At 72.3% G+C, this 17,761-nt stretch carries 13 protein-coding genes; 4 read left to right on the top strand and 9 right to left on the bottom strand.

Annotated elements, in window-relative coordinates; all coding sequences use genetic code 11:
• Positions 1-58 precede the first annotated feature (58 nt).
• The 8 genes from ACZ4IF_RS31990 to rsmI all read right to left on the bottom strand — a co-directional run bounded on the left by ACZ4IF_RS31990 (position 59) and on the right by rsmI (position 10,446).
• Positions 59-1,852 carry an outer membrane protein assembly factor BamB family protein gene (locus ACZ4IF_RS31990; protein ID WP_467569108.1) on the bottom strand — a complete coding sequence of 598 codons (1,794 nt, stop codon included), beginning with the start codon at positions 1,850-1,852 and terminating at the stop codon, positions 59-61.
• A 251-nt stretch (positions 1,853-2,103) separates the two neighbouring features.
• Complete coding sequence (locus ACZ4IF_RS31985; RefSeq protein ID WP_467569106.1) at positions 2,104-3,909, bottom strand: ABC-F family ATP-binding cassette domain-containing protein; 1,806 nt, start codon at positions 3,907-3,909, stop codon at positions 2,104-2,106.
• Positions 3,910-4,333: 424 nt separating this feature from the next.
• Entirely contained in the window at positions 4,334-5,233 is a 900-nt protein-coding gene (locus ACZ4IF_RS31980) for a 4-(cytidine 5'-diphospho)-2-C-methyl-D-erythritol kinase (protein ID WP_467569103.1), read from the bottom strand.
• The gene (gene rsmA, locus ACZ4IF_RS31975; RefSeq protein ID WP_467569100.1) at positions 5,230-6,171 is read right to left on the bottom strand and encodes a 16S rRNA (adenine(1518)-N(6)/adenine(1519)-N(6))-dimethyltransferase RsmA; all 942 of its coding nucleotides are present in this window, start codon (positions 6,169-6,171) and stop codon (positions 5,230-5,232) included. Before rsmA ends, ACZ4IF_RS31980 begins: the two co-directional genes overlap by 4 nt.
• A gap of 70 nt (positions 6,172-6,241) precedes the next feature.
• Positions 6,242-7,522: a ubiquitin-like domain-containing protein gene (locus tag ACZ4IF_RS31970; RefSeq protein WP_467569385.1), complete on the bottom strand. Its 1,281-nt coding sequence runs from the start codon at positions 7,520-7,522 to the stop codon at positions 6,242-6,244.
• A 507-nt stretch (positions 7,523-8,029) separates the two neighbouring features.
• Positions 8,030-8,911, bottom strand: a complete 882-nt coding sequence (locus ACZ4IF_RS31965) for a TatD family hydrolase (protein WP_467569097.1) — start codon at positions 8,909-8,911, stop codon at positions 8,030-8,032.
• Between the two features lie 46 nt (positions 8,912-8,957).
• Complete coding sequence (locus ACZ4IF_RS31960; RefSeq protein ID WP_467569095.1) at positions 8,958-9,389, bottom strand: hypothetical protein; 432 nt, start codon at positions 9,387-9,389, stop codon at positions 8,958-8,960.
• A gap of 199 nt (positions 9,390-9,588) precedes the next feature.
• The gene (gene rsmI / locus ACZ4IF_RS31955) at positions 9,589-10,446 is read right to left on the bottom strand and encodes a 16S rRNA (cytidine(1402)-2'-O)-methyltransferase (protein WP_467569092.1); all 858 of its coding nucleotides are present in this window, start codon (positions 10,444-10,446) and stop codon (positions 9,589-9,591) included.
• Between the two features lie 216 nt (positions 10,447-10,662).
• Here rsmI and ACZ4IF_RS31950 point away from each other — a divergent pair, with 216 nt between their 5' ends.
• Complete coding sequence (locus ACZ4IF_RS31950; protein WP_467569089.1) at positions 10,663-12,402, top strand: dolichyl-phosphate-mannose--protein mannosyltransferase; 1,740 nt, start codon at positions 10,663-10,665, stop codon at positions 12,400-12,402.
• Between the two features lie 86 nt (positions 12,403-12,488).
• Here ACZ4IF_RS31950 and ACZ4IF_RS31945 read toward each other — a convergent pair whose 3' ends face one another.
• A complete protein-coding gene (locus ACZ4IF_RS31945) occupies positions 12,489-12,992 on the bottom strand; it encodes a hypothetical protein (protein WP_467569087.1) in 504 nt (167 codons plus the stop codon).
• A gap of 503 nt (positions 12,993-13,495) precedes the next feature.
• Between ACZ4IF_RS31945 and ACZ4IF_RS31940 the strand changes: the two genes are divergently transcribed.
• From ACZ4IF_RS31940 to ACZ4IF_RS31930, 3 genes are all read left to right on the top strand, one after another.
• A complete protein-coding gene (locus ACZ4IF_RS31940; RefSeq protein WP_467569084.1) occupies positions 13,496-15,115 on the top strand; it encodes a penicillin-binding transpeptidase domain-containing protein in 1,620 nt (539 codons plus the stop codon).
• A gap of 96 nt (positions 15,116-15,211) precedes the next feature.
• The gene (locus ACZ4IF_RS31935; RefSeq protein WP_467569081.1) at positions 15,212-16,879 is read left to right on the top strand and encodes a penicillin-binding transpeptidase domain-containing protein; all 1,668 of its coding nucleotides are present in this window, start codon (positions 15,212-15,214) and stop codon (positions 16,877-16,879) included.
• Positions 16,880-16,924: 45 nt separating this feature from the next.
• On the top strand, positions 16,925-17,716 hold the full coding sequence (locus ACZ4IF_RS31930) for a DUF4253 domain-containing protein (RefSeq protein ID WP_467569079.1): 792 nt from the start codon (positions 16,925-16,927) through the stop codon (positions 17,714-17,716).
• Positions 17,717-17,761: the final 45 nt, after the last annotated feature.

Here is a 17,761-nt window from a genome sequence, read left to right as displayed (position 1 = left end):
TCGGATGCGAAGGGGACGAAGGAGTGGTGGGCCCGGACGGGTGGGAGCGGTGAGCGGCTCACTTGCCGTACGCCAGCATCAACTTCTCCTTCGCGTCGTCCTGGCCCGTCAGCCGGGTGGTGGAGATGTAGAAGCGCCCGTCGACGTAGTCGACCGCCTTCGAGAAGAAGCCGTTCTCGATGTCCGCGGTGCCCTGCGGGTTCTGCAGCAGCGTGGTGGGCCGGTGGCCGGTCCCGGTCGTGGGGATCGAGACGATCTTTCCGCCGCCGTCGTACGACGGCTCGACGTACGCGATGAGGTTGGTGCCCTCCATCCTCATGGGCAGCATCGTCTCGTCCACCGGGGACTTGACGCGCCACTTCTCCTTGCCGGTCTCCAGGCTGAACGCGACGACCTCGTTGGCGCCGGTCTTCGCCTCGGTGGGCAGGTAGAGGGTGTTGGCGTCGGCGGCGGTGCCGAAGCAGCCCGTCAGATCGCGGTCGAGGACGGCGTATCCGCACTCGGGAGCGAAGGAGTCCTTGCTCTCCAGCTGCGAGCGCAGGCCGCCGTTGTTCTTCAGCGCGGTGACGTTGACCCGCTTCTTGTCGTCGTTGGTCATGTAGAGGACGACGGGGGCGACGGAGTAGGCGCGTTCGACCGTCCAGCCCTTGGGGATCTTCGTGGTCCACTTGGCCTTGCCGGTGGCCGGGTCCAGCTCCTGCACCTCGTCGTGCTTGTTGTCGCTGCCGACCGAGCAGGACGAGACGGCCACGAGCTTGGCGCCGCCCGCGAAGCCGGCCGGGTAGCAGCCCGTGCCGTACTTCTTCTTCTCCCAGAGCTTCTTGCCGCTGCCGACGTCGTAGGCCACGCCGGACATGGAACGGCCGACCATCAGGGTGTCGCCGGTGATGGACAGTTCCACCGAGATGGTGCTGTCGAAGAGTTCGCCGTCGGGGACCTTGCCGCTCCAGCCCTTGGCGCCGGTGTTCAAGTCGATCTGCTGGAGCTGGTTGCACTTGGCGCTGCTGCCGGGGCCGCTCATGTACGCGATGACGGCCTTGTCGTCGGACGTCTTCTGCGGGCTGACCGCGCAGATCTTCTGCGGCATGGTCAGCGCGTCCCAAGTGGGCTTGCCGTCGGTGACGTTGAAGGCGAAGACCTGCTTGTACGCGGCCTTCACCGCCGCCTTGTCGGTGACCCACAGGCCGGGGGCGTCGGCACCGGAACCGGGCGCGTCGGGCGCCGACTTGTACCAGAGCACCTTGGCCTCGCCCGGCTTCCGGCCCTCGTTGAGGTTCTCGGAGTCCTCGCCGCCGTCGCCGCTGCCGTCCCCGGGGTTGACCGGGTCGTCGGAGACGGTGGGCTTCGGGCTGTGGCTCTTGTCGGCGACGGGCTTCTTGCCGTCGTCACCGCCGCCGGCGCTGACGGCCCAGACGGTGCCGCCGACGACGAGCAGCGCGGCCACCGCGGCGCCGATGACGACGGCGGGCCTGCCCTTGAAGGGGTTCTTGGAGCCGCCGCCGGGAGGCGGGGTGCCGGGCGCGCCCGGGTACTGCGCCTGGGGCGGGTATCCGTAACCGGGCTGCTGCGGCTGCCCGTAGGGGCCGGGCTGGGTGTACGGCCCGGGCTGCTGCGGCTGGCCGTACGGTCCCGGCCGGCTGTAGGGACCGGGCTGCTGCGGGTATCCGTAACCGGGCTGCGGAGCACCGGCCGGCGGAGTCGGTGGAGACGCGGGCGGCTGCGCGGGCGGCGGAGGCGTACCGAAGCCGCCCTGCGCACGTGGGTCCTGCGGAGCGCCGAAACCGCCCTGCGGCGGCGGATCCTGTGGTGCTCCGAAACCGCCCTGCGGCGGCTGACCAGGCGGCTGACTCATCAGCGCTTCCCCCTCTTCACTGATGTGGCGCCCCACCGGCGGCGCTGGATTTCCGCTCTGTCCCGGTGGATCTCAGAGTGTTCTCAGACGGCCCTTTCTATCACTCTGTCGCGTACACGCAGGGGGCTGGTCCGACCCCTGTTCCCAAGGGAGAACCGGCCTGTGATGCCGCCGTTACGCGCCTTCACGCGCTCTTCACGCCGGGCGCGCGCCGCCGCCGCACAGCACGGCGGCGCTCCGCACGCCCCAGGTCACGCGTCCTCGGCGAGCTCCAGCCAGCGCAGTTCCAGATCCTCGCGCTCCCCCGCCAACTCGCGCAGCTCGGCGTCGAGTTTGGCCACCTTCCCGAAGTCGGTGGCGTTGTCGGCGATCTGGGCGTGCAGCTTGGTCTCCCGCTCGGAGATCTTGTCCAGCTGCCGCTCGATCCTCTGGAGTTCCTTCTTCGCGGCGCGGGCGTCGGCGGCGGACGCCGTCTTCGCGGGCGCGGGCGCGGCGGCGAGCACGGCGGCGGCCGCGGCCTCCTCCATCGTGCGGCGGCGCTCCAGGTACTCGTCGATGCCACGGGGCAGCATGCGCAGGGTGCCGTCGCCGAGCAGCGCGAACACGTTGTCCGTCGTGCGCTCGATGAAGAACCGGTCGTGGGAGATCACGACCATCGAGCCGGGCCACCCGTCGAGCAGGTCCTCCAGCTGGGTGAGCGTCTCGATGTCGAGGTCGTTGGTGGGCTCGTCGAGGAAGAGGACGTTGGGCTCGTCCATCAACAGTCGCAGCAGCTGGAGCCGGCGCCGCTCACCACCGCTCAGGTCGGCGACGGGCGTCCACTGCTTCTCCTTGTTGAAGCCGAACGTCTCGCACAGCTGACCCGCCGTCATCTCGCGCCCCTTGCCGAGGTCGACGCGGTCGCGCACCTGCTGCACGGCCTGCAGGACGCGCCAGTTCGGGTCGAGTTCGGCGACCTCCTGGGAGAGGTAGGCGAGCTTCACGGTCTTGCCGGTGACGATCCGGCCTGCCACGGGCTGACGCTCCCCGTCGCTGCGGGCGGCTTCGGCCAGCGCGCGCAGCAGCGAGGTCTTGCCGGCGCCGTTCACGCCGACCAGGCCGATCCGGTCGCCGGGGCCGAGCTGCCAGGTCAGGTGCTTGAGCAGCACCTTGGGCCCGGCCTGCACGGTCACGTCCTCCAGGTCGAAGACGGTCTTGCCGAGCCGGGAGTTGGCGAACTTCATCAGCTCGCTCTTGTCGCGCGGCGGCGGCACGTCGGCGATCAGCTCGTTGGCGGCCTCGACGCGGAAGCGGGGCTTGGAGGTACGGGCCGGGGCACCGCGGCGCAGCCAGGCGAGCTCCTTGCGCACCAGGTTCTGCCGCTTGACCTCCTCGGTGGCGGCGATGCGCTCGCGCTCGGCGCGGGCGAAGACGTAGTCGGAGTACCCGCCCTCGTACTCGTACACCGCGCCGCGCTGCACGTCCCACATGCGGGTGCAGACCTGGTCGAGGAACCAGCGGTCGTGGGTCACGCACACCAGCGCCGAGCGGCGCTCGCGCAGGTGCCGGGCGAGCCAGGCGATGCCCTCGACGTCGAGGTGGTTGGTCGGCTCGTCGAGGATGATCAGGTCCTGCTCGTCGATGAGCAGCTTGGCCAGCGCGATGCGCCGGCGCTCACCACCGGACAGCGGGCCGATGACCGTGTCCAGGCCCTGCGGGAAGCCGGGCAGGTCCAGCCCGCCGAACAGGCCCGTCAGCACGTCCCTGATCTTGGCGTTGCCCGCCCACTCGTGGTCGGCCATGTCCCGGATGACCTCGTGGCGGACGGTGGCCGCGGGGTCGAGGGAGTCGTGCTGCGTCAGGACGCCGATGTGCAGGCCGCCGGAGTGGGTGACGCGTCCGCTGTCGGCCTCCTCCAGCTTGGCGAGCATCCGGATGAGGGTGGTCTTGCCGTCGCCGTTGCGTCCGACGACGCCGATCCGATCGCCCTCGCTGACGCCGAGGGAGACTCCGTCGAGCAGTGCACGGGTGCCGTACACCTTGCTGACGGACTCGACATTGACCAGGTTGACGGCCATTTCTCTCCTGCCAAGGGGGACGATCGACCCTCAAGAGTAGTCCGCGCGGCGAAGGGGCCGAGCCAGGGCGTTCCCCGGCCCCCGCCGCACCGGCCGTTCCCGGGACGCGGGACCACCGCCCCCTCCGCTCCGTGCACGCACTCCCCCGCGCCGCCGGCCGGAGCACCGTCAGGGGCGCGAGGAACTGCACGAGCAAGCCACGACGAGCCGCACCCGCCCGAAACCCGTCGCCCGCGGACGCGCCCGCGCCTCCGCAAGGGCCGAGCACACACTCCCCCGCGCCTCCGCAGGGGCTGAGCGCGCAGTTCCCCGCGCCCCTGACGGGACGCACCGGGACCCCGGTCACCGAGCGGAGCGCACCTCCACACCTGGCCCGGGCGGGGGTCGTCCCCGGGCACCGGGCGGTGTCCGGGAGAGCGGCTCGCTACAGGACCGTCGCGCCCGGGGACGGGCTCACGGTGGCGCGCACCGAGCGGCAGGTGCCGGAGGCGCGCAGTGCCTCGGCGACCGCGTCCGCCGACTCCGCGTCCGCCGCGAGGAACGCGGTCGTCGGACCGGACCCGGAGACGAGCGCGGCGAGCGCGCCGGCCGCCCGGCCCGCGGCGAGGGTGTCGGCGAGCTCCGGGAAGAGCGAGAGGGCGGCCGGCTGGAGGTCGTTGGAGACGGCGCGCGCGAGGGCCCCGGCGTCGCCCTTCGCGAGGGCGTCCAGCAGCTCCTGCGAGGCGACCGGCTCGGGCACCCGCACCCCCTGGTTCATCCGGTCGAACTCCCGGAACACCGCGGGCGTGGACAGGCCGCGCGCGGCCATCGCGAAGACCCAGTGGAACGTCCCGCCGACCTCCAGGGCCCGCAGCTGCTCGCCCCGGCCGACGCCGAGCGCCGCCCCGCCCACCAGGCTGAACGGCACGTCGCTGCCCAGGTCGGCGCAGATGCCGAGGAGTTCGTCGCGCGAGGCGTCGGTGCCCCACAGCGCGTCGCAGGCGACCAGGGCGCCCGCGCCGTCCGCGCTGCCGCCCGCCATGCCGCCGGCGACGGGGATGTCCTTGGCGATGTGGATGTGGACGGCCGGGTCGATCCCGTGGCGACGGCCGAGTTCGATGGCGGCACGGGCCGCCAGGTTCGTACGGTCCAGGGGCACCTCGGCGGCGTCCGGGCCCGCGCAGGTGATGCGCAGCTCGTCCGCCGGGGTCACCGTCACCTCGTCGTACAGGCCGACCGCGAGGAAGACGTTCGCCAGGTCGTGGAAGCCGTCGGGGCGGGCGCCGCCGACCGCGAGCTGGACGTTGACCTTCGCAGGGACGCGTACCGTCACCGTCTGCGTCACGACTGGGCCGACTCCTCGTTCTCGGGGTTCTCGGGGTTCTCGGGGTTCTCGGTGTTCTCGGCGCCGGTGCCGCCGGGGGCGGCACGGTGCTCGGCGATACGGGCGAACTCCTCCACGGTCAGCGACTCCCCGCGGGCCTGCGGCGAGACACCGGCGGCGACCAGCGCGGCCTCGGCCGCCGCCGCGGAGCCGGCCCAGCCCGCGAGGGCGGCCCGCAGGGTCTTGCGGCGCTGCGCGAACGCGGCGTCCACCACGGCGAACACCTCGCGCCTGGAGGCCGAGGTCTTGAGGGGCTCGGCGCGCCGGGTGAGCGCGACCAGTCCGCTGTCGACGTTGGGCGCGGGCCAGAAGACGTTGCGGCCGATGGACCCGGCCCGCTTCACCTCGGCGTACCAGTTCGCCTTGACGGACGGGACGCCGTACACCTTCGAGCCGGGCCCGGCCGCGAGCCGGTCGGCGACCTCGGCCTGGACCATCACGAGGGTGCGCTCGATGGTCGGGAAGGTGTCGAGCATGTGCAGCAGGACGGGCACGGCGACGTTGTACGGGAGGTTGGCGACCAGCGCGGTGGGGGGCGGGCCGGGCAGCTCCCGGACGTCCATCGCGTCGGAGTGGACCAGCGCGAACCGGTCCGCTCGCTCCGGCATGCGGGCCGCGACGGTCGAGGGCAGCGCCCCCGCCAGCACGTCGTCGATCTCGACGGCGACGACCCGGTCGGCGGCCTCCAGCAGAGCGAGCGTCAGTGAGCCGAGGCCGGGTCCCACCTCCACGACGACGTCGTCGTCGCGCACCTCGGCGGTGCGGACGATCCGGCGCACCGTGTTCGCGTCGATCACGAAGTTCTGGCCGCGCTGTTTGGTGGGGCGTACGCCGAGGGCTCCCGCGAGTTCACGGATGTCGGCGGGGCCGAGGAGGGCGTCGGGGGTGGGGCTGGTCACGGACCAAGCGTACGGGGGCGGCGGGCCCCGCCGTCTTCACGCCCCCGCCGCAGGGCCCCGGGCCGGGCGCTCACCCGTGCAGCCGGGCCCCGCAGTGCGGCCAGGGACTGGCTCCCCGCCGCACGTACAGCTTCTTCGCCCGGAAGGTCTGCTCGGCGGCGGGAGCGTCCTGGGGACGGCCCTTGCCGCCGAGGGCGTGCCAGGTGCGGCTGTCGAACTGGTAGAGCCCGCCGTAGGTGCCGGAGGGGTCGACCGCGCGGGGCCGGCCCCCGGACTCGCAGGCCGCGAGGGCCGCCCAGTCGAGGCCGTCGGCGTCGTCGACGGACATCGGGAGCGGCTTCGTGCCGACCTTCACCAGCTGCACCCGCGGCTCGCGCACCGTCTCGGCCCCGATGCGGCGCGGCCGCTCCCGGACGCCGTTGACGGTCCGCAGGGCGTAGGTGACCCGGCGCGCCCCGGTCCGCCCGGCCTGCTCGACGACCTCGGTGCCCTTGAAGAGCGAGGGGTCCTGGGTCCGCCGCACCCCGTACGGGATGGCCTCCTCGCGGACCTCCCGGCTCCCGGTGATCCGCATGACCGTGACCGTCTGACCGTCGCGCGGGAAGCTGCCGGGCGGCGCGGAGGTCGTGTCCTGCCCGTGCAGGGTGATGCCGGCCTCCTCGACGGCCTCCCGCACGCTCGCCGCGTTCGTACGGATGGTCCGTGCCCGGCCGTCCGCCATGATCGTCACCGTGCGCTCGGTGCGGACGGCGAGGTCGAGGCCCGTGCGTCCGATGGTCCGGGACCGCGATGCCGACAGGTACGCGCCCTCGGCGCGCACCCCCAGCTGTCTGAGCGCCCCGTCCACGGTGGGTTCCGTCGTCCACACCCGGCGCCGCTGCCCGTCGAGGGTGAGCTCCACGGGACGCCCGTAGTGGACGGCGACCTCGTCACCGCTGGCGAGCGGTGTGCCCGGGGCGGGCACCACCACGTCGTGCGAGCCCACCCGCACACCCTCCTCGGCGAGCAGCTCGGTGACGTCGTCCGCGAAGGTGTGCAGGGTGCGCGACTTCCCGTCGACGGTGAGTTCGATCGCCTTGTCGCTGGCGACGAACGCCGAGGTGCCTCCGGCCAGGAACGCGACGACGAGTGCCTGCGGGAGCAGTCGCCGGAGCGGGTCGGGGCGCTCGGCGGTCCGCTTGCGCCGGGCCGCGCGCCGCACCTCGGCCCGCCCGCCGGGCCGCGGCACCCCCACGGCTGCCGGCGGCCGGCCGGCGCCTGCGTCCGGGCCCTGCCGGGGCAGCATGGGCTCGGTCGGCGCCTCGTGCCGGGAGAGCAGCGGCTCCGTCGGCGCCTCATGGCGGGGAAGCAGCGGCTCCGTCGGCGCCTCATGGCGGGGAAGCAGCGGCTCCGTGGGCGCCTCGTGCCGGGAGAGCAGCGGCTCCGTCGGCGCCTCATGGCGGGGAAGCAGCGGCTCCGTGGGCGCCTCGTGCCGGGAGAGCAGCGGCTCCGTGGGCGCCTCGTGCCGGGGCTCCCGGGGCGACTCGTACGCGGGCCGGTAGGTGTCGGGGAAAGCGGCGCGGTGCGGCTCCTCGCTCCCCCGCGCCGCCGCGGCCTCCGCGTACGGCGGCGTCTCGTCGTCGTACGGCGGCGTCTCGTCGGGGTGCGGCGCTCCCGTCGCACCGGTGGTGACACCAGTCGTTCCATACGTCTCGTACTGCGAGCTGCTCACGACGACACGCTCCAGGGTCCGGAAGGGGCGACCAGAACCTAGCGGAGCGGCCGTCACTCTCCCAAGCAACGCGACTACGCTGTGTCGCGACACTCCCCCGCGAGCGACCCGCGCATGACCAGGGAGAACCCCGGGAACCGTTATCCGTCAGTAATCGAACGCGCGCGCAGTGTTGACGGAGATCGAGGTCGCCAGCGCGTCCTCGCCGATACCGCGCACCTCGGCCATGGCACGCACCGTGACCGGAATGAGATACGGCGCGTTGGGCCGTCCGCGGTACGGCGCGGGCGTCAGGAAGGGCGCGTCGGTCTCGACGAGCACGAGCTCCAGGGGCGCCACCGCCAGCGCGTCACGCAGCGGCTGGGCGTTCTTGAAGGTCATGTTGCCGGCGAAGGACATGAAGTAGCCGGCGCCGGCGCAGATCGCGGCCATGTCCGCGTCGCCCGAGTAGCAGTGGAAGACGGTCCGCTCGGGCGCGCCCTCCTCCTTGAGGATGCGCAGCACGTCGGCGTGGGCGTCGCGGTCGTGGATGACGAGGGCCTTGCCGTGCCGCTTGGCGATCTCGATGTGGGCACGGAAGGAGCGCTCCTGCGCGGCCTTGCCCTCGGGGCCCGTACGGAAGTAGTCCAGCCCGGTCTCGCCGACGCCCTTGACCTGCGGCAGCGCCGCGAGGCGGTCGATCTCGGCGAGCGCCTCGTCCAGCGCGGCCTCGCCGCCCGGGCGCCGTGCCCCCTGCCGGGACCAGCCGTCGGGATCGCCGTGCACGATACGCGGCGCTTCGTTGGGGTGCAGGGCCACCGTCGCGTGGACGGCGTCGTACGCGGCGGCCGTCTCGGCGGCCCAGCGCGAGCCCTTCACGTCGCAGCCGACCTGGACGACCGTCGTGACTCCGACCGACGCGGCCTTGGCGAGACCCTCCTCGACCGTGCCGGACTGCATGTCGAGATGGGTGTGCGAGTCGGCGACGGGCACCCGCAGGGGCTCGGGGAGCGGGGGTGCGGCGTTCTTGTCGGAGGCGGAGGAAGGCATGCCCCGATCCTACGAAAGGGGCATGCCGGCCCTCACCCGAGGAAGGTCATCCCGCCTTGCGGTGCTGGAACGGGTGCAGCAGGTCCGAGAGGTGCCAGTGGTGCGGCTCCTTCGGCTCCGCCGGGGCCGTGCCGTCGCCGCCGCGCTCCCGGGGTGCCTGCTCGGGCTGCCGGGGCACCGCGCGGTGCAGGTGCGCGGCGTGCATGGAGTTCAGAGCGGAGGACACCTGACCGGCGCGCATGATCCGCACCACATGGCTGTCGCAGTTGAGGCAGGTGGGCCGGCTGAGCGGCGACGGCACGACGTGCCCGTTCGCCACGTACATCACGAACTCACTGCCCTCGGCGTCGAGGTGGTGCTCTATCTCGTACGACTGCTCCCAGCCGTGCCCGCAGCGCATGCAGGCGAAGGAGTACGACTCGTGGACGACGGCGGTCGCCGCGCTGCGATGCCCGGTCTGTCCTGCGATCTCACTCATGCCGGCTCCTGTCGTCCGCTGGACGAGCGCCCCCGGTGAACGGGGGCGAGGGACGGGTGCGTCCCTTCGACCAGTGGACGCTTTCGCGCACGCGAACGCATCAGGCCTGTCGACTGTTGGATCCGTTTTGGCCGTTCCTTGTCGGAAAGGTCCCGCCACCCGGCCTGGGCTTTGCCTTGCGGCACAGCCCTTTGCCCTTCTATGGGGCGCTTCGTTCGGCATTCTTTGCCGCGACGACGGCATCGAAGACCTCACGTTTGGGAAGACCTGCTTCCGCGGCCACCGCCGCGATCGCCTCCTTGCGTCGCTCCCCCGCCTCCTCGCGCACCCGCACCCTGCGCACCAGCTCCGCGGCGTCCAGCTCCTCGGCACCCTTCTGCGCGGCGCCCTCGACGACGACGGTGATCTCCCCGCGCACGCCCTCGGCGGCCCAGGCCGCGAGCTCGCCCAGCGGCCCCCGCTTGACCTCCTCGTACGTCTTCGTCAGCTCCCGGCAGACGGCGGCGCGCCGCTTCGTCCCGAACACCTCGGCCATCGCGGCGAGCGTGTCGTCGAGCCGGTGCGGGGCCTCGAAGTAGACGAGGGTGCGGCGCTCGTCGGCGACCTCGCGCAGCCGCGACAGGCGCTCGCCCGCCTTGCGCGGCAGGAAGCCCTCGAAGCAGAAGCGGTCGACGGGCAGCCCTGACAGCGCCAGCGCCGTGAGCACGGCGGAGGGGCCGGGTACGGCGGTCACCTTGATGTCCTTCTCCACCGCGGCGGCGACCAGCCGGTAGCCGGGGTCCGACACGGAGGGCATGCCGGCGTCGGTCACCAGCAGCACCCGCGCTCCGCCGGCCAGTGCCTCGACCAGCTCCGGTGTGCGGGCGGCCTCGTTCCCCTCGAAGTAGGACACGACGCGTCCGGCGGGCTGCACGCCCAGCGCCTGGGTGAGCCGGCGCAGCCGGCGGGTGTCCTCGGCGGCGACCACGTCGGCCCTCGCCAGTTCCGCGGCGAGCCGCGGCGGCGCGTCCTCGATGTCGCCGATGGGGGTGCCTGCCAACACAAGGGTTCCTGTCACGGCTCCATCCTCGCAGGGCCCGGCGGCCTCGGTCGCCGCCCGTCCCGCCGCCGCCCCGCCCGGGGATCCGCGCGGGAATCCGGCTCCGGCGTCCGGCCGGAACCCGTCTCCGGCACGCGGCCGGAATCGGGCTCGGGTGTCCTCCCGGACAGCGGCTTCCACCCATTTACGGCCGGTGCACGGGACTCCCACAGACCTGTTCCCTACGATGGCGCGGTGACCAGTACCGCGTCCTCCACGGACACCCGGCAGGGGCAGGCCACCGACGCGCAGTGGCCGTCGTGGCAGCTGCGGCTGCGCCGCTTCGGCTACACGGCGCCGCCCAGAAGCGATGTGCGCGACCGGCTCGTACCGCCTTACTCCGAGCCCAGCCCTCGTATCTGGGCCACGCTCGGGCTGCGCCACGAGGTCGCGGAGCGCATCACGCGCTGGTCCGGCTGGGGCGGCCCGCTGCTGGTGACCCTGATGGCCGGGCTGATGCGGTTCTGGCACCTGGGCAGCCCGAAGGCGGTGATATTCGACGAGACGTACTACGCCAAGGACGCCTGGGCGCTCATCCACCGCGGCTACGAGGTCAACTGGGCCAAGGACGCCAACGACCTGATCCTCCAGGGCAACGGCCATGTGACCGTCCCGAGCGACGCCGCGTACGTCGTGCATCCGCCCGTCGGCAAGTACGTCATCGGGCTCGGCGAGTGGATGTTCGGGTTCAACCCCTTCGGCTGGCGGTTCATGACGGCGCTGCTCGGCACGCTGTCGGTGCTGCTGCTGTGCCGGATCGGGCGACGGCTGTTCCGTTCGACCTTCCTCGGCTGCCTCGCGGGCGCGCTGATGGCGGTGGACGGCCTGCACTTCGTGATGAGCCGCACCTCGCTGCTCGACGGGGTGCTGATGTTCTTCGTGCTGGCCGCCTTCGGCTGCCTGGTCATCGACCGCGACCACGCCCGCGCCCGGCTCGCGGCCGCACTGCCCGCCGACGCGGACGGGGTGGTGCGCCCCGACGCGCACATCGCCGAGACGACCCGCCTCGGATGGCGCCCCTGGCGCTGGGGCGCGGGCCTGATGCTGGGCCTGGCCATCGGCACCAAGTGGAACGGCCTCTACATCCTCGCCGCGTTCTGCGTCATGGCGGTCCTGTGGGACGCGGCCTCGCGCCGGGTGGCGGGCGCCCGCCACCCCTACCTCGCGGCGCTCCGGCACGACACCGGCATCACGTTCCTCGCGACGGTCCCGGTCGCGCTGGCCGTCTACCTCACCTCCTGGCTCGGCTGGATCCTGTCCCCGGACAACGGCCGGGGCGGCTACTTCCGCAACTGGGCGGTGACCGACGGCAGGGGCGGTCACTGGACCTGGCTGCCCGACTGGCTGCGCAGCCTGTGGCATTACGAGCACGAGGTCTTCAAGTTCCACGTCGGGCTGTCCTCGCCGCACACCTACCAGTCGAACCCGTGGAGCTGGCTCGTCCTCGGCCGCCCGGTCTCGTACTTCTACGAGTCCCCGCTGCCCGGCAAGGACGGCTGCCCCGCCGGCGCGGGCGACAAGTGCGCCCGCGAGGTGCTGGCGCTGGGCACCCCGCTCCTGTGGTGGGCGGCCTGCCTCGCGGTCCTCTACGTGCTGTGGCGCTGGGCGTTCCGCCGCGACTGGCGCGCGGGCGCGATCGCCTGCGGCATCGCGGCCGGCTATCTGCCCTGGTTCATGTACCAGGAACGCACGATCTTCTTCTTCTACGCCGTCGTCTTCGTGCCGTTCCTCTGCCTGGCCGTCGCCATGCTGATCGGCGCGATCCTCGGCCCACCCGGCTGCGGAGAACGCCGCCGCGTGATCGGCGCGGCCGGCGCCGGCGTCCTGGTCCTGCTGATCGCGTGGAACTTCATCTACTTCTGGCCCCTGTACACCGGCACCTCGATCCCCATAGACGACTGGAGATCGCGCATGTGGCTGGACACCTGGGTCTAGCCGGGCGAACACACCGAGAGGGCGCGGCCGGTGGCCGCGCCCTCGTCGTCGTCGCTCAGGTCCGCTCGTTCGGGCCGGCGTCCCGGCTAGTCGAGCTTCACGGCCAGGCCTCCGGTCCGCGCCTGCTCGTTCGTGATCCGCTGCTTCTCGTGCCAGCCGACCTGCACCGAGTACGACGCCGAACCCCCCGGCACCCCGCGCACGGCGATCGGGAAAACACACCTCAGGAAGGAGTTGTCGTAGGCGCCGCTGCCGAGCGACCCGGTCGCGACGACCCGGCCTGCCGAGTCGTAGACGGTCACCAGTGCGCCCTTGTCGATGTCGCCGAACTCGTGATCGCCGCCGCAGGACCCCGTGGCTCCGGGGAGGTCGCCCCCGATGAGAACCTGTCCCACCAGCGTGAACGGCCGGTCGTCGTCGGATCCGGACAGATTCCACGCCAGCGCGACGGCACCCGAACCGACCACGAGCCCGGCGACCGCCGACGCCACCAGGGCGCCCCGGAACCGACGCCCCCGTACGGGCCCGGGCCGTGTCGGCGCCGAGGCAGGCGGCGGAGCGAACTCGTCGTCGACTGATTCATCAGACATGTGCGCAGCATGGCATCGAGCGGCACCGCCGCACGTCACAGTCGCAACACAGCCACCACCTGCCCGTCCCCCCGGTCCGGCGAGGGCGATTCGGCCGTCCAAAAACCGAGGGTTGCGCGCGAGTTGGGGTTGCCGGCGATCACCGGACCGGTTGCGGCCGCGCGGCCACCGGTGCGTCGTCGTCCGTCGAGTCGCTGTCCCCGGGCGCTCTTCGACTTCAACGTCGGGGTCAGCCGGCACGAACCCGCCCCGGCGACGCAGCCGGCCGGCGGTTGATGATCCTTCCGTCGCCCCCGGACCTCCGACCCGGTGCGAGGGCGCGGCGAGCCGCCGCGCCCTCGCCCTGTTCGCACGCACTCATGAATGAACAGCGTTCGAGGTTGTGGCCCGCTGTCCCGTTCGGTCCTGTTTCTGATCTCTCTTCGGACAACATCTGGAAACTCCGGTCACAGCTGTCACTGCCCGGGCCTACAGTGCGAAGGCTTACGGGGAGAGGCGGCGCGATGCGCAGAGGGGCGAAGGCTGTCGTCATCGGCAGCGTGTTCACGGTGATGGTGGGGGGCGCCGGGTACGGCGCGTACAACCTGGTGACCGCGGTCAGCGGGGACGGGGGCGCGGCCGGGCCGGCACCCGTGAAGACCGGCCCGCCGAGCGGCGCGGAGGTCAAGGAGACCAGCCGCGCCTTCTTCACGGCCTGGGAGAAGGGCGACGCGGCCAAGGCGGCGCAGTACACCAACTACGCGACGGCGGCCGAGCCGTTGCTGGCCTCCTACGGCGCCGAAGCCCATCTCACGAAGGTACGGATCACACCGGGCACGCCGTCCGGCGCGACCGTGCCGTTCTCGGTCAGCGCGACGGTGTCGTACGAGGGGAAGAGCAAGCCCTTCTCGTACGACTCCGAACTGAGCGTCGTGCGGGGCGAGACGACGGGGAAGGCGCTGGTCGGCTGGAAGCCGTCCGTCGTGCACCCCGATCTGAAGGACGGGGACACGCTGGTCACGGGCGAGTCGGCGAGCCCGGCGATCGAGGCCGTGGACCGGAACAACGTTGTCCTGACGAAGGAGAAGTACCCCTCTCTGGGGCCGATCCTGGACGCGTTGCGCGACAAGTACGGTGACACCGCGGGCGGTTCGCCCGGGATCGAGCTGGCCGTCCGGCACGGCGACCAGAGCCCGGACACCCCGCTGGTGGTGCTCGCGAAGGGGCGCGCGGGCAAGGTCCGCACCACGCTCAGCGCGAACGCGCAGGCCGCCGCGGAGAAGGCCGTCCGCCGGTACGACGAGTCGTCGGTGGTCGCCGTGAAGCCGAGCACCGGCGAGGTGCTCGCGGTCGCCAACCACCGCGAGGACGGCTTCAACGCGGCCTTCCTCGGCAAGCTCGCCCCCGGCTCCACCATGAAGATCATCAGCGCCGCCATGTTCATCGACCGCGGCGTCACGACGGCGACCGGGCCCGCGCCCTGCCCGCCCGACGCCGTGTGGCAGAGCCAGACCTTCCACAATCTGAAGAACATGAAGCCCAACGAGAACGCCACGCTGTCCGAGTCGTTCGCGCGCTCGTGCAACACGGCGTTCGTGAAGTACGCGGACGCCCTCAAGGTCGACTGGCTCACGAACGAGGCGCAGCAGAACTTCGGCCTCGGCCAGGACAACTGGAAGACCGGGATCCCGTCCTTCGACGGCTCCGTCCCCGCCTCCGGGGGCCCGGACACGGCCGCCAACCTGATCGGCCAGGGCCAGGTCCAGATGTCGCCGCTGAACATGGCGTCGGTGACGGCCACCGCCATGACGGGCGCCTTCCGGCAGCCGGTCATCGTGCCGCGCGCCCTCGACGACCGTGAGCTGGCCAAGGCCAGGGGCCTGTCCGCGGGCACGGTCGCCCAGCTGCGGGCCATGATGAACCGCACCGCGATCAGCGGCACCGCCGCCCAGGTGATGGCCGGGCTCGGCCCGAACTACGGCGCCAAGACCGGTTCCGCCGAGGTCGACGGCCAGGCGAAGTCGAACAGCTGGTTCACCGGCTACCGCAACGACGTCGCGGCGGCCGCCATGACCCAGGAGGGCGGTCACGGGGGCGACGCCGCCGGTCCGATCGTCGCAGCTGTGCTACGAACCGGTGGCTGAAGTCACCCGTGACGTGGCGGGACCCTAGGGTGGTGCTCATCGTTGGAAACATGAGGCCACGGGGGCACCAGGGTATTCAGCGGAGGACGAGTGGCTGTGGGCAAGAGAAGACGCGTCGCCGAGCGGCGGAAGACGAAGCAGCCCGCCGTGCTCGGCGGCGCGATCGCCGTCGTCGCGATCGGCGGGGCGTTCGGTGTCTACAGCCTGTACGGCGGAGCGGCGGCGGACGAGGGATCGAGCGCCACCACCCGCAAGGCCGTGAAGACGGGCCCGCTGTCCGCGGCCGAGGTGCACAAGGCCTCGACGGCCTTCCTCACCGCCTGGCAGAGCGGCGACGTCGCGAAGGCCGCCGCGGCCACCGACGACTCGGCCGCCGCGGCCGCCACGCTGACCGGCTACGCCAAAGAGGCGCACATCACCGGTGTGACGCTGACCGGCGGCACGCGGACGGGCGCCGCCGTCCCGTTCTCCGTCAAGGCCACCGTCACCTACAAGGGCAAGAGCAAGCCGCTCTCGTACGAGTCGAAACTGACGGTCGTGCGGCGCGCGAAGGACGGCGTCCCGCTGGTCGGCTGGGCGTCGTCCGTCGTCCACCCGGACCTCCAGGACGGCGACCGGCTGGTCACCGGCGAGTCGGGCACGCCCCCGGTCAGGGCCCTCGACCGTGAGGGCAAGGAGCTGACCGCCGCGAAGTACCCCTCGCTGGGCACCGTCCTCGACGGGCTGCGCGAGAAGTACGGCAAGACGGCCGGCGGCAAGGCGGGCATCGAGCTGCGCGTGGTCCGCAAGGCCGCGAAGAAGGGCACGCAGAAGACCCCCGACAAGACCCTGCTGACGCTGAGCGAGGGCACGCCGGGGACCGTGGAGACGACGCTCAGCCCGGCCCTCCAGTCGGCCGCCGAGCGTCAGGTGGCCGCCAAGGAGAAGGCGTCGGTGGTCGTGATGCGCCCGTCGACGGGTGAGATCCTCGCCGTCGCGAACACGAGTCACGGCTTCAACACCGCCTTCCAGGGCTCCCTCGCGCCCGGCTCCACGATGAAGGTCATCACGGCCTCGCTGCTGTTCGACAAGGGGCTCGCCTCCGCCGACAAGCCGCACCCGTGCCCCAAGACCGCGACGTACGGCGGCTGGAAGTTCCACAACGACGACGACTTCGAGATCAAGAACGGCACGTTCAAGACGAGCTTCGCCCGGTCCTGCAACACGGCCTTCATCACCCAGGCGAAGGAGCTGGAGAACGACGACCTGACCAAGCAGGCCCAGCAGGTCTTCGGGATCGGCCTGAACAACTGGTCCATCGGTGTGCCGTCCTTCGACGGCGCCGTGCCGGTGCAGAGCGCCGCGCAGATGGCGGCGGAACTGATGGGCCAGGGCGGCGTCCGCATGAACCCGCTGAACATGGCCTCGGTCGCCTCGACCGTCAAGGCCGGCACCTTCCACCAGCCCTACCTGGTCGCCCCGTCGGTGGACCACCGCACACTGGCCAAGGCGAGCCGCACCATGTCCGCCTCGACCCTCTCGCAGCTGCGCGAGGTCATGCAGTTCACGGCGGCGTACGGCACGGCCGCGGAGGCGATGTCCGGCCTCGGCCCGGACTACGGCGCGAAGACCGGATCGGCCGAGGTCGACAACCAGAAGAAGCCGAACGGCTGGTTCACCGCGTGGAAGGGCGACCTCGCGGCGGCGGGCGTCGTGCAGCAGGGCGGGCACGGCGGCGACACGGCCGGACCGATCGTGGCGGCCCTGCTCAAGAGCGGAAGCTAGACCGGCCCGAAGAGCGCTGTCAGTGGCCGGCCCTACGCTCCGGGCATGACGTTCCCGCTCCCCGAAGGACTGCCCGCCGGCCGCCTGATGGGCACCCCGGACGGCACCCCGGTCATGTGGTGCTCCGAGAGACCCCCGGCCGACCCGCATGCGGCCTGGACCGGCCACCAGCGGCAGCAGGCCGCCACCGGTCTGCTGCCGGTCCTCTGCTACTCCGACGTCCGCCCGGCCCCCTTCGACCCCGCGGAGGTCGACGTCTTCGACCTCGAAGGCGAACTGGCCGAGAGCTGGGCCGAGTACCGGCGGCGCAGGTTCGCCGTGTCCGACGGGCCTCCGGAGCCGTTCGACTGCCCCGAGGACGTCGAGCCGTGGGAGGACGACCCCGGCCCGCCCTTCGAGCAGTGGCCCGGACTCGCCCCGGCCACCCTGCCCGGCAGCGGCGTCGACCCCGACGAGGCCGCCCGGGCCGCCTTCGCGCACCTCGTGGACGACGACCCGTACTCGCTGACCGGAGCCCGCCTCGGTCTGGTCGCCGCGGAGCGGAGCGCCGACATCCCCGCGCTCCTCGACTGGTACGGCGGCGCTCCGAAGACCTTGCTGTGCGCCCTGCTGCGCAGCTGGGAGGACCGCTTCGGGGCCCGCGTCCTCACCCTGGTGGGGGCGACGCTGTACGTCTCCGTGGCGAGCCCGCCGCGCACCCGGGAACAGGCCGAGCGCGTCGCCCTCGAACACCTTCTGACCACGGCCGACAACATCGTGGACGACCCGCCGACGCCGTTCCCCCGGTACGCGCAGTCCCTCGTCGGCGCCCCGCTGTGGCGCTTCTGGTGGGACTAGGGGGCTTCGTTCGGACCAGCTCGGGTCCGCGACGCCCGGCGGCGG

It is taken from the genome of Streptomyces sp. NPDC025784 (assembly GCF_055558435.1).
This window is presented reverse-complemented; position numbering and strand designations above follow the sequence as displayed.

Bases quoted from the DNA above. Each gene is read 5' to 3' on its own strand.
- ACZ4IF_RS31990 (WP_467569108.1), bottom strand. From the start codon at position 1,852: ATGAGTCAGCCGCCTGGTCAGCCGCCGCAGGGCGGTTTCGGAGCACCA.
- ACZ4IF_RS31965 (WP_467569097.1), bottom strand. From the start codon at position 8,911: ATGCCTTCCTCCGCCTCCGACAAGAACGCCGCACCCCCGCTCCCCGAG.
- ACZ4IF_RS31945 (WP_467569087.1), bottom strand. From the start codon at position 12,992: ATGTCTGATGAATCAGTCGACGACGAGTTCGCTCCGCCGCCTGCCTCG.
- ACZ4IF_RS31930 (WP_467569079.1), top strand. From the start codon at position 16,925: ATGACGTTCCCGCTCCCCGAAGGACTGCCCGCCGGCCGCCTGATGGGC.
- ACZ4IF_RS31960 (WP_467569095.1), bottom strand. From the start codon at position 9,389: ATGAGTGAGATCGCAGGACAGACCGGGCATCGCAGCGCGGCGACCGCC.
- ACZ4IF_RS31940 (WP_467569084.1), top strand. From the start codon at position 13,496: ATGCGCAGAGGGGCGAAGGCTGTCGTCATCGGCAGCGTGTTCACGGTG.
- ACZ4IF_RS31985 (WP_467569106.1), bottom strand. From the start codon at position 3,909: ATGGCCGTCAACCTGGTCAATGTCGAGTCCGTCAGCAAGGTGTACGGC.